This window comes from Providencia sp. 2.29, from assembly GCF_015832305.1.
GTDB classification, from domain to species: domain Bacteria; phylum Pseudomonadota; class Gammaproteobacteria; order Enterobacterales; family Enterobacteriaceae; genus Providencia; species Providencia stuartii.
On record NZ_CP065420.1, the window covers coordinates 1751985 to 1764268 of the forward strand.

General features: G+C 42.4%; 9 protein-coding genes. 8 read left to right on the forward strand and 1 reads right to left on the reverse strand.

All coding sequences use genetic code 11. The features are described 5' to 3' along the window. The first annotated feature begins 183 nt into the window (after window positions 1-183). The 4 genes from I3B46_RS07775 to sixA all read left to right on the forward strand — a co-directional run bounded on the left by I3B46_RS07775 (window position 184) and on the right by sixA (window position 5285). Window positions 184-480 carry a YfcZ/YiiS family protein gene (locus I3B46_RS07775; protein WP_004921249.1) on the forward strand — a complete coding sequence of 99 codons (297 nt, stop codon included), beginning with the start codon at window positions 184-186 and terminating at the stop codon, window positions 478-480. A gap of 386 nt (window positions 481-866) precedes the next feature. Beyond that, the gene (fadI, locus tag I3B46_RS07780; protein ID WP_004921245.1) at window positions 867-2186 is read left to right on the forward strand and encodes an acetyl-CoA C-acyltransferase FadI; all 1320 of its coding nucleotides are present in this window, start codon (window positions 867-869) and stop codon (window positions 2184-2186) included. Continuing rightward, window positions 2186-4375: a fatty acid oxidation complex subunit alpha FadJ gene (gene fadJ, locus I3B46_RS07785; protein WP_163761982.1), complete on the forward strand. Its 2190-nt coding sequence runs from the start codon at window positions 2186-2188 to the stop codon at window positions 4373-4375. The genes fadI and fadJ overlap by 1 nt, the downstream gene beginning before the upstream one ends. A gap of 424 nt (window positions 4376-4799) precedes the next feature. After that, window positions 4800-5285 carry a phosphohistidine phosphatase SixA gene (sixA, locus tag I3B46_RS07790; RefSeq protein WP_004921240.1) on the forward strand — a complete coding sequence of 162 codons (486 nt, stop codon included), beginning with the start codon at window positions 4800-4802 and terminating at the stop codon, window positions 5283-5285. A gap of 97 nt (window positions 5286-5382) precedes the next feature. On the opposite strand, the gene smrB is transcribed toward sixA, so the two are convergent. Then, on the reverse strand, window positions 5383-5925 hold the full coding sequence (gene smrB / locus I3B46_RS07795) for an endonuclease SmrB (protein WP_004921238.1): 543 nt from the start codon (window positions 5923-5925) through the stop codon (window positions 5383-5385). A 243-nt stretch (window positions 5926-6168) separates the two neighbouring features. Between smrB and hutI the strand changes: the two genes are divergently transcribed. The 4 genes from hutI (at window position 6169) to hutH (ending at window position 12127) form a co-directional block, all read left to right on the forward strand. Beyond that, window positions 6169-7407 carry an imidazolonepropionase gene (gene hutI / locus I3B46_RS07800; protein WP_014656290.1) on the forward strand — a complete coding sequence of 413 codons (1239 nt, stop codon included), beginning with the start codon at window positions 6169-6171 and terminating at the stop codon, window positions 7405-7407. A gap of 365 nt (window positions 7408-7772) precedes the next feature. Next, window positions 7773-8516, forward strand: coding sequence for a histidine utilization repressor (gene hutC / locus I3B46_RS07805; protein WP_004921235.1), 744 nt, complete (start codon window positions 7773-7775; stop codon window positions 8514-8516). Window positions 8517-8896: 380 nt separating this feature from the next. Next, window positions 8897-10582, forward strand: coding sequence for a urocanate hydratase (hutU, locus tag I3B46_RS07810; RefSeq protein WP_004921233.1), 1686 nt, complete (start codon window positions 8897-8899; stop codon window positions 10580-10582). Between the two features lie 12 nt (window positions 10583-10594). After that, a complete protein-coding gene (gene hutH, locus I3B46_RS07815; RefSeq protein WP_104873586.1) occupies window positions 10595-12127 on the forward strand; it encodes a histidine ammonia-lyase in 1533 nt (510 codons plus the stop codon). The last annotated feature ends 157 nt before the right edge of the window (window positions 12128-12284 follow it).

Below are 12284 nucleotides of genomic sequence, written 5' to 3' on the forward strand. Positions count from 1 at the left end.
AATTGCGATGTATTTAACAAAATGGCAACATCCGTTGGGCGTAATTCTGTCATTGATGAGTATTTATGGGGTTAGATCAAACTTATCTCAGATAGTCAGGGAATAGGCTTGATATACACTGGTTTTTCTCTCTTTTTCAGCGTTATGATAGCAACTTAACAGTTTGTTGATTTGGAGAGTAAAATGACTGATGCGATTAACCGTTGTAGCGCGGAAGAAACTGCTGCTTGCTGCTGTGTAGATGTGGGTACAGTTTTAGATAATAAAGATTGCACTGCATCGTATCAGCATGTTTTCGCGAGCCATGAAGAAGCGGAATCTATGTTGAAACAGCTAACTGAAAAGGCCAAATCTGTTGAGTCAGAACCTTGTGCTATCGACCATTCCATCACCAATGTTGAAGGTGGTGTTGAGTTGTCTGCAAACTTTACTTTTAGTTGTGAAGCAGAAAGTCTGATTTTTCAATTAGGCTTACGCTAATCAAACAACTGATTAACTCTTTATCTCCTTCACTATAGTCTAATTACGCTATAGTGAAGGTATTTTTCTATTTAATTCCCTTTATTTTCTGCTCAACTCTTTTCTGCTTTCATTAATATTCATTAAGTTGTGTGCAAGCTCGCATTTTCTTAATGTCGCTATTTTCTGAATGTAACGTTTATGTTAACAATATTAAACAGGTCAGACCTCTTTAGCGAGGGTCAGCTAGCCACAAGCACTTTTTTAACAGGTTACGAGAATCGGTTAAATATAAATAAGTTACACCTATTATTTTAAAGTGCGGGTTTCACTTGTGGCTACAGAAACCAGCATGAAAGGTTTAGAGGTCATAAAAAACGGTTTATCACTTTTTAGCAGGAGCTACCATGAATCAACTTTCCCATCATGGCGAAAGCACTTATGCAGCAAAAGAGAGGATAGCAATTATTAGCGGCCTCCGTTTACCTTTTGCCAAGCAAGCCACAGCATATCAAGGTATTGCTGCGGTTGATCTGGGAAAAGCTGTTGTTGCAGAACTGCTAAGTCGAAGCGGTATTGAAAAACAACTTATTGAACAGCTGGTGTTTGGGCAAGTGGTACAAATGCCAGAAGCCCCGAATATTGCGCGGGAGATAGTGCTCGGTACAGGTATGAGTGTCTCGACGGATGCCTATAGTGTTTCTCGCGCTTGTGCGACGAGTTTCCAGGCTATGGCAAATATTGCTGAGAGTATGATGGCTGGTCATATCTCAGTTGGTATTGCTGGAGGTGCAGATTCATCTTCTGTATTACCTATCGGGGTTTCCAAGAAACTTGCAGCAACGCTTTTGTCATTAAGTAAAGCGAAGTCATTCGGGCAAAAGCTTTCATTGATGTCGAAATTACGTCTAAAAGATCTGTTACCTGTCGCACCCGCCGTTGCAGAATATTCGACAGGTTTACGGATGGGGGATACGGCGGAGCAAATGGCGAAAACGTATCACATCACTCGTGAGCAGCAAGATGAGCTTGCGCATCGCTCACATCTGCTCGCGACCAAAGCTTGGGAAAGTGGTGTTTTGGAGCAAGAGGTGATGAGTGCTTACATGCCGCCATTCAAACAAGCCTTCACTCAAGATAATAATATCCGTACAAATTCAGTTTTATCTTCTTATGCAAAGTTAAAACCTGCATTTGATCGTAAACACGGTACGGTGACGGCAGCCAATAGTACACCACTGACCGACGGGGCGGCCGCCGTGCTAATGATGACGGAATCTCGTGCTAAAGCATTAGGTTATACCCCGTTAGGTTATATACGTAGCTTTGCTTTCTCTGCTATTGATGTTTGGCAAGATATGCTGTTAGGCCCTTCTTATGCGACACCAATAGCGCTTAAACGTGCGGGGTTGACGCTACAAGATTTGACATTAATCGATATGCATGAAGCTTTTGCCGCTCAGACGCTAGCGAATCTTAAACTCTTTTCTAGTCGCCAATTTGCTCAAGAAAAATTGGGGTTATCAAAAGAAATTGGTGAAGTAGATATGGATAAGTTCAATGTGCTTGGTGGGTCTATTGCTTATGGTCATCCATTCGCTGCAACAGGAGCGCGTATGGTGACACAAACACTGCATGAATTACGTCGCCGAGGTGGTGGGTTTGGTTTAACAACAGCATGTGCTGCTGGTGGGTTGGGCGCTGCAATGATTTTGGAGGTGGAATAATGACGCACCATTCAGAAACAGGGGTTCAAGCAGGCCTCGTGCATGAAGCTTTTCGCCTTGAAGTTCATGCCCAAACAGTGGGTGTCATTTTCATTGACGTACCAAATGAAAAGGTCAACACATTGAAGGCTGAGTTTGCACAACAGTTCCTCTCTATTTTACAGCAAGCACAGTCGACACCTGGTTTAAAAGGATTGGTGATCACCTCTGGGAAAAAAGACAGTTTTATCGCGGGCGCGGATATTAGCATGATTGCTAACTGCCAAAGTAAAGAGCAAGCCAGTGAGTTATCTCGAGAAGGGCACCTGCTTTTCGAAAAGCTAGAAAACTATCCTTTACCTATTGTTGCGGCAATCCATGGAGCCTGTCTCGGTGGTGGGTTAGAACTTGCATTAGCATGCCATGTCAGAGTGTGCTCGAATGACGATAAAACGCGTTTAGGCCTACCTGAAGTCCAATTAGGCTTGCTTCCCGGCTCAGGTGGAACCCAACGTTTACCAAAATTAATTGGCATACCAAATGCACTGGATATGATGTTAACGGGTAAACAGTTACGCGCGAAACAGGCACTAAAAATGGGGTTAGTGGATGATGTCGTGCCTGAAACCATTCTGTTAGATGTCGCTATTGCAATGGCGAAAAAAGGTAAAATCCAACGCGCGCCTATTCATTGGCAACATCGTTTATTAAGCAGTAATTTATTACGTAATAAAGTCTTTTCCAGCGCCAAACAAACCGTAATGCGCAAAACGAAAGGCCATTATCCTGCTCCAGAGAAAATTATTCAGGTTGTCAAAACAGGGGTAGAAAAAGGGGCTAAAGCCGGATATGAGGCAGAAGCCAAAGCGTTTGGCGAGTTAGTGATGACACCAGAGTCAGCCGCACTAAGAAGCTTATTCTTTGCGACAACGGCATTAAAAAACGAAACGGGGTCTAGTGCAAAACCACTCGCATTTAAGCAGATTGGTGTGTTAGGTGGCGGTTTAATGGGAGGGGGGATTGCATTTGTCACCGCAATGAAAGGTGATCTTCCTGTCCGTATTAAAGATATTAATGAGAAAGGCATTACCCATTCACTGCGTTATAGCTGGGATCTATTAACGCAAAGAGTTAATAAAAGGTGTATGCTTGCTCGCGAGCGTAATGCAGTGATGGCAAAAATATCGGGCACGCTAAATTATCAAGGGTTTGAGCACGCTGATATTGTGGTTGAAGCTGTCTTTGAAGATCTCTCACTAAAACAAAAGATGGTTGCAGAGGTACAAGAGGTCACCCACGGGAAGGCGATTTTTGCCTCGAACACCTCTTCATTACCTATTCATCAAATCGCTGAAAATGCAGCTCACCCTGAAAAAGTGATTGGCCTACATTATTTTAGCCCTGTTGACAAAATGCCACTGGTTGAAGTGATCCCTCATCAGCAAACAGATGCAGAAACCATTGCGACGGTGGTGGCTTTTGCGAAACGCCAAGGTAAAACGGCCATTGTTGTGGGGGATGATGCAGGCTTTTATGTGAATCGTATTTTAGCGCCTTATTTGTGTGAAGCGGCTGAATGTTTAATGAGTGGCGAATCAATTGAACATATTGATAGTGCGCTTGTTGATTTTGGCTTCCCTGTTGGGCCATTTAACTTATTAGATGAAGTCGGTATTGATGTCGGAACTAAAATTTTACCTATTTTAGTCAATCGCTTTGGTGATAGGTTTAAGGCTCCTGAGCTTCTGGATAAAGTGAATAAAGACGACCGTAAAGGCAAGAAAAATGGGAAAGGCTTTTATTTGTATGGGCATCAACCCGCATCTAAATTGATGTTCTGGAAAAAATCTAAAAAGCGTCAGGTAGATAGCAGTATCTATTCATTAATCGGTATTCAGCCACAAAATCATTTGAGCAAAATTGATATTGCTGAACGCTGTGTGATGTTGATGCTCAATGAGGCTGTTCGCTGTTTAGATGAGAATATTATCCAAAATCCACGAGATGGGGATATTGGCGCGGTATTTGGTATTGGCTTCCCGCCATTCTTTGGTGGGCCATTCCGATATATGGATAACTTAGGTATTCAAAAAACAGTAGATACGATGAATCAGTTAGCTGAGCGTTACGGTGATAAATTCCGCCCTTGTGAACGCTTGTGTCAGATGGCACAAACAAATGAAACCTTTTTTCCAGCAAACAAAAGTTGAGTATTGTGAAGCCACTTTCAAGCAGCCATAACGGTGGCTTCTTTAATTAACAACCTGAAATACCACTTAGCGTACAACTGTGTATTTTAAGGTACGATGATGTAACCAAAAAGCCTGATGTATTTGCTTTAATATAGCAATCATCGGGTTTTTTATTGATTGAAAATAGAAAAAGCTAGATGGTCTCTAATGTAGTTAATTGGTAGGTCAGAGGGGCCGATGGGAGCGGGAGCAATAAGGTAATTAGGCCACTGCTGCATGCTTTTCAGACAAAATTAAACGCAAAAAATTACTTAAATCATTTTATTTGTCGGTAGTTTGATGCAGAATCACTTTTCGCCCCACTGATGGTGACTCTGACAATAAATTATTTTAACAAAAAGATTAGCCAGTGCTATTTGCTAGGCTACTCAGATGGTGGATTATGCAAGTTTATATTATGCGTCATGGTGATGCCGCACTACAGGCCGCAAGTGATGCGGCAAGAGCGTTAACTCAAAAAGGGAAAGATGATTCGGTATTGATGGCTCAATGGTTGAATAAACGTCATCCAGAGATTGATCATGTCCTAGTAAGTCCTTATCTTCGAGCAGAGCAAACACTACAAACTGTCCGTGAGCATCTTAGCCTACCTGAACAAGCTACGGTAATGGAGATGTTAACACCCGGTGGGAATGCGGCATTTGTGGCAGATCATATTCGTGACCTAGCAATAATGGGAGCGAATGCCGTATTGGTGGTGTCTCATCTACCTCTTGTCGGGTATTTAGTTTCAGAGTTATGCCCTCATGAAGCACCTCCGATGTTTATCACTTCTTCGATTGCCTGCATTGAAATGGATGTGAAGCACCATAAAGCCCATTTAGATTGGATGCTCAGCCCAGCTCAATTACTCTCAGTCAATCAGTAATGGCGACCAGTTAGCCCCTAGGGGCTTTTAAACGGTCTGTTGTCGTGATGAAAAATGGCTAACGTTGTATTGTGTAATATGAAGACGCTGAAAATTGCTAGCGCCTAATGTGTTCTTGAGTTTCAATTAATAAGAGTAGTGACGCATTCCCGCCCCATTCTTTAGGTGCTTGATGAAAAGCAAGAATATCTGGGTGTTGGGCTAACCACAGTGGCGTTTGCTGCTTTAAAATATGCTTACCATGGCCGTGCATAATGCACGCACAAAAGACATTTTCGCGTTTACATGCGGCAATCAGCGCCCCAATTTCCTGTTTCGCTTCTAATTGCGTTAAGCCATGCAAATCAAGAAAAAGTTCAGGAACATAATCGCCTCGACGCAATTTTTTCAGTTCGTAAGGGCTAGAGCCGGGTTTCAAATAGCGAGTTGGGCCTTCATCTTCCAATTGAGGTTGAAATTCATCTGAAAAATAAAATGAAGCATCGATTTGTTCTTGTTGGACTTTTTTACTTGAAGGATGAGTGACTTTTGTTCGCACAGGAGTATGCAAGATTTGATCTTGTGCTATCTTTTTTGTGCCGCGAATAGCTTCTTTAAATAGATGAATGTCATCTTTGTCTAATTCAAATTTATTTTTCATTCGATTAATTATCTTAGCTAGCTGTTTAATTATCTTTTTCAGATAGTACTTATCTACATTAGTGTAACCTATTTTTGGTGACGAAGGTTATAGCTGTGGATTATAAGATTTAACTAACAAAATTTTAACGTTATGGGCAGTTTACATTGACAATTGTAGCTGTATTGACTAATTGTATATACATATATATACCTGTTATCTATTGCAGTGGTAAATGTACTTATTAAACCCATAGGATCTGTTATGTCATTTAAAACACTTGCTCATGATGTCGTCTGGCGAAATGGCCGCATTGCTACAATGGATCTGGGATCTAACGTGGCATATGGACTCTTAGAAAATCACGATATGGTCACGCGAGAGAATAAGATCGTGGCGATTGAACCAAAAGGTGAGTTAGATACAGCTAATTGTAAAGTAGTGGATCTAGAAGGGCGCTTAATTACACCAGGTTTAATTGATTGCCATACGCATTTGGTTTTTGGTGGCAATCGTGCGGCCGAGTGGGAGCAGCGGATGAATGGTGTCTCTTATGAGACTATTAGCCAACAAGGTGGTGGGATTAACTCTACTGTACGTGCCACGCGAGCGTTAAATGAAGATGAACTCTATCAGGTTTCACAACCGCGATTAGAGGCGCTGATCCGTGAAGGTGTCACAACCATTGAGATGAAGTCAGGCTATGGCTTGGATTTGAAGAGTGAGCAAAAACAGCTCATGGTTGCCAAAAAATTAGCCGAAGCATACCCAGTAACAGTCAGTTCAACTTTGCTATCAGCGCATACGGTACCGCCTGAGTATAAAGATAAAGCTGATGAATATATTGATCTAATTTGTACGGATATTATGCCAACATTGTGGCAGCAAGGGTTATTTGAAGCCGTTGACGTCTTTTGTGAGACGGTGGGCTTTTCGCTAGAACAGAGCCAAAAACTATTTGCAGCCGCACAAAAATTGGGGATCCCAGTCAAGGGGCATGTTGAGCAGTTGTCCAACCTTGGAGGCAGCGAACTGGTTGCTAGTTATCGGGGATTATCGGTTGATCATATTGAGTATCTTGATCTTAATGGTATTCGTGCACTAAAAGAGAGTGGAACAGTAGCCGTTTTACTTCCGGGCGCCTTTTATTTCTTGAGAGAGAAAAAATTGCCACCTATAGAACTGTTGCGTGAACATCAAATACCAATGGCGGTATCAACGGATTTTAACCCTGGCACAAGCCCTTTCGCTTCACTACGTATGATCATGAATATGGCTGCTGTACTATTTAGATTAACACCTGAAGAAGTATGGGCTGGAGTTACTTGTCATGCTGCGAAAGCATTAGGTCGCGAGGCAAGCCATGGACAGCTTAAGGTCGGCTATCAGGCTGACTTTGTGGTTTGGAATGCGGTTGACCCCGTTGAGATGATTTATGAGCAAGGTAGCCAGCCATTATATATGCGAGTTTATCAAGGCAATATTAGTCATCATAACTCATAAGTGAATTAAAGTATCAGATAGTTTGCACGCTGGTGGAGTAGGAACGGGATGAGAATATAAACCGTTCCTTCAAATAGAATAATGTCGATAAAATCAGCTGATTATTAGTTATTTTTGTTAGAAATTCATTAAATCATAAAATTCCTATTGTTTGGTGTTGCCAACATTATCAATTTGTTGTGTGGTAATATATGCTGTAAGGGGTTTTTGTTAGCCTTTAATTGGTAAATAGACTTGTAGGATATTTACAGAGGGTTAAGTTTTATTTGCGACTGTCAGAATATCCGCTATTTGATAGCACAACTTAATAGTATAACGGTAACCCTAAGTTTTTACTTTAAGGGTTTGGCATTTTACTTTTTAAAATGGAAACGATTGTGACAGCAGAAAAAAAAGGTAATAGAGACAACCCGATCCCGCTCTATTTGCAAGTAAAACAGTTAATAACAGAAAAAATCCATACAGGTGAGTGGCAGGCGAATGATCGTGTTCCCTCGGAATCTGAATTGGTCAAACAATTCGAATGTAGCCGTATGACGGCAAATCGTGCATTAAGGGAGCTGACAGCAGAAGGGCTGTTAGTTAGGGTTCAAGGGGTCGGTACATTCGTCGCAGAGCCAAAAGGCCAATCAGCGCTATTTGAAGTTCATAGCATTGAGTCCGAAATTCTGGCAAGAAATCATCAATATAGCTGTAAAATTATCAAGCTAGAAGAGGTTGCTGCATCGGTTTCGTTGGCTGCGGAATTGAATATCGCCCCTGAAACAAGGGTATTCCATTCAATTATTATTCATTACGAAAATGATGTACCAGTGCAAATTGAAGATCGGTATGTCAATGCGCTAGCGGCTCCTGATTATCTACAACAAGACTTTTTGACCATCACTCCTCATGACTACCTTTCAATGGTGGCGCCATTAACAGAAGGTGAGCATATCGTTGAGGCCATTGAAGCCGATGAGCGCGCCGCTAAATGGCTGAATATTGCGTTAGGCTCTTCTTGCTTATTAATTTCAAGACGTACATGGTCCCAATCATTTGTGGTGACTAGCACGAAATTATTATTTCCGGGGCATCGCTATAAATTGAAAGGGCATTTTACCTCTTAGTATCTCAAGGCAACGCTATTTTATGGGGTTGCTTTCCTAGCGTATTTTATCGAATAAATGTTGAAAATTACGTCTATATTGACCATGAGTAGAAGGTTTATCTTAATCTCATGGTGAATTTTGATATTTCCCGCTAAAACCCTTGAAAGATGTGAATTAATTGTAAATTTAATGTGATCTCACTGGCAGATTTAGAAGAAAATTTAACCACCAATTTGATGTGGTTTTTTCATAATCCATTGAAATATAATATGTAATTATTATTTATCTGCATTTCATTCTCAATTTTGATGTTAAATAGGGTATTGATTGTACATGTATATACAACTATACCTATATAAAGACGTTATCAGTACAAGCTGAATCTATCGAAAGAGGGTATGAATGTGACAACGATAAATAATAAATACAGAAATGGTGATATCAGAGCACCACGAGGTAACACTCTCAGCGCGAAAAGCTGGTTGACTGAAGCCCCTTTACGTATGCTGATGAATAACCTAGATCCTGATGTTGCCGAAAATCCACATGAACTGGTCGTTTATGGCGGTATTGGTCGTGCGGCACGTAATTGGCAGTGCTATGACAAAATTGTTGAAACACTTAAAAATTTAGAGAGTGATGAAACTCTACTGGTCCAATCTGGCAAGCCCGTTGGCGTCTTTAAAACCCATGAAAATGCCCCTCGCGTATTAATCGCAAACTCAAACCTTGTACCACATTGGGCTAACTGGGAACACTTTAACGAATTGGATGCGAAAGGGTTGGCAATGTATGGCCAAATGACGGCGGGTAGCTGGATTTACATTGGTAGCCAAGGCATTGTTCAAGGGACTTATGAAACTTTCGTTGAAGCAGGGCGCCAACATTATAATGGTGACTTAACTGGGCGCTGGGTGCTCACGGCAGGGTTAGGCGGTATGGGCGGGGCGCAGCCGTTAGCAGCAACACTCGCGGGTGCCTGTTCACTGAATATCGAATGTCAACAAAGCCGTATTGATTTTCGCTTGCGTACCCGTTATGTGGATGAGCAAGCGACCGATCTGGATGATGCATTGGCGCGTATCAAAAAATACACCTCGGAAGGGAAAGCTGTATCAATCGCCTTATGTGCTAACGCGGCTGAAATCTTACCAGAGTTAGTGAAACGTGGCGTTCGCCCAGATATGGTTACCGACCAAACGAGTGCTCACGATCCTCTCAATGGTTATTTACCTGTTGGGATGAGTTGGGAAGAGTATCGCGAGCGTAGCGTGAAAGATCCTGAAGGCACAGCGAAAGCAGCAAAAGCATCGATGGCTGAACATGTTAAAGCGATGCTCGCCTTCCAAAAACAAGGCATTCCAACATTTGATTATGGTAACAATATCCGTCAAATGGCCCTTGAAATGGGCGTCAAAAATGCTTTTGATTTCCCAGGGTTTGTACCTGCTTATATTCGCCCATTATTCTGTCGCGGTATTGGTCCTTTCCGCTGGGTGGCGTTATCCGGTGATCCTGAAGATATTTATAAAACAGATGCAAAAGTAAAACAGCTTTTACCTGACGATAAGCATTTACATCGTTGGTTAGATATGGCGCGTGAACGTATCAGTTTCCAAGGCTTACCCGCACGTATTTGTTGGGTTGGCTTGGGGGATAGGGCGAAATTAGGTTTAGCTTTTAATGAAATGGTAAGAAGCGGTGAAGTTTCAGCGCCGATCGTGATTGGTCGAGATCACCTTGATTCAGGATCAGTTGCTAGCCCAAACCGCGAAACAGAAGCGATGAAAGATGGTTCAGATGCCGTCTCTGATTGGCCTTTACTGAATGCCTTATTAAATACAGCAAGTGGAGCAACATGGGTTTCATTACACCATGGTGGAGGGGTCGGTATGGGCTTCTCTCAACATTCAGGGGTGGTGATTGTGTGCGATGGCACTGATGAAGCTGCTGAGCGGATTGCTCGTGTTCTACACAATGACCCTGCGACAGGTGTCATGCGCCATGCTGATGCGGGTTATGATATAGCGATTCAGTGCGCACAAGAAAAAAATCTTAACCTACCGATGTTAAAAACACGCTAAGAGGAGCCGGGCATGACTAAGTTAACTATCCATCCAGGAAAAATGTCACTGAATGATTTGCGTATTGTACTTGCACAGCCTGTAACGGTTGCTCTCGATAAACGCTCTCATTTGGCAATCGAAAAAAGTGTGGCAACGGTAAATAAGATTATTGCTGAAGATAAGACGGCATACGGTATTAATACAGGATTCGGTTTATTAGCCAATACCCGAATCGCTGCAAAAGATCTGCAATCGCTGCAACGCTCTATTGTGATGTCACATGCAGCGGGCGTGGGTGAACCGCTTGATGACGAATTGGTTCGTCTGATTATGGTTTTAAAAATTAATAGTTTAGCTCGTGGCTTCTCTGGTATTCGATTAGAAGTGATTGAAGCCCTAATTGCGTTAGTGAATCACCAAGTTTATCCCTTTATTCCTGCTAAAGGTTCAGTTGGTGCCTCTGGTGATTTAGCACCTTTAGCGCATATGAGTTTGCTGCTACTTGGTGAAGGGAAAGCACGCTATCAAGGTAAATGGCTCAGCGCTAAATCGGCACTTGAAAAAGCAGGGCTAAAACCGTTGAAACTGGAAGCGAAAGAAGGTCTAGCACTATTAAACGGCACCCAAGTATCAACGGCGTTTGCGCTAAAAGGGTTATTTGAAGCTGAGAACTTGCTGCTAAGCGGTATTGTTTGTGGCTCTCTGAGTGTGGAAGCGGCATTGGGGTCACGCAAACCATTTGATGCGCGCGTCCACGAGGTGCGTGGTCAAAAAGGGCAAATTGATGTTGCAAGACTATTTCGTGAGGTGTTAACACCAACGAGTGAGTTGGCTCAATCTCATGAAAATTGCGTTAAAGTACAAGACCCTTATTCGTTACGTTGCCAGCCTCAAGTGATGGGGGCCTGTTTGACGCAAATTCGTCAAGCGGCTGAGGTAATTTTAATCGAGTCGAATGCTGTTTCTGACAACCCATTAGTCTTTACTGATAATGGTGACATTATCTCTGGCGGTAACTTCCACGCGGAGCCAGTGGCAATGGCTGCGGACAACATCGCGCTTGCTTTAGCCGAAATCGGTGCACTGTCTGAACGACGTATTGCGTTATTGATGGATACGCACATGTCTCAATTGCCACCATTCCTCGTTAATAATGGCGGGGTCAACTCTGGTTTTATGATTGCTCAGGTAACTGCGGCAGCATTGGCGAGTGAAAATAAAGCATTAGCACATCCATCCAGTGTTGATAGTTTACCGACCTCGGCAAACCAAGAGGATCATGTCTCTATGGCGCCAGCAGCAGGCCGCCGCTTGTGGGAAATAGCAAAAAATGTGACAGGCATTTTAGCCATTGAATGGTTATCGGCATGTCAAGGGATCGACTTTCGTGAGGGCTTAAAATCAAGCGAGGTATTAGAAAAAGCCCGTCACATATTGCGTGATAAAGTCGCGTATTATGATAAAGACCGCTATTTTGCCCCTGATATTGATGCGGCAATTCAGCTCATTACGGAACAAAAGCTATCAACATTGTTCCCTGAAAACTCGGTTTTTCCTAAATAATACATCACGCAAATAATAAGCGGTCGGCAATGTATCGGCCGCTTGTAGTATTTATCTGCACGACCATTATTAAAAATAGTACCCATTAATCTTCAAGCGACATGAGAGATAGATATCTGTCTGTCACCTTAGTGAGCTAGTGTCTACTCATCATTCT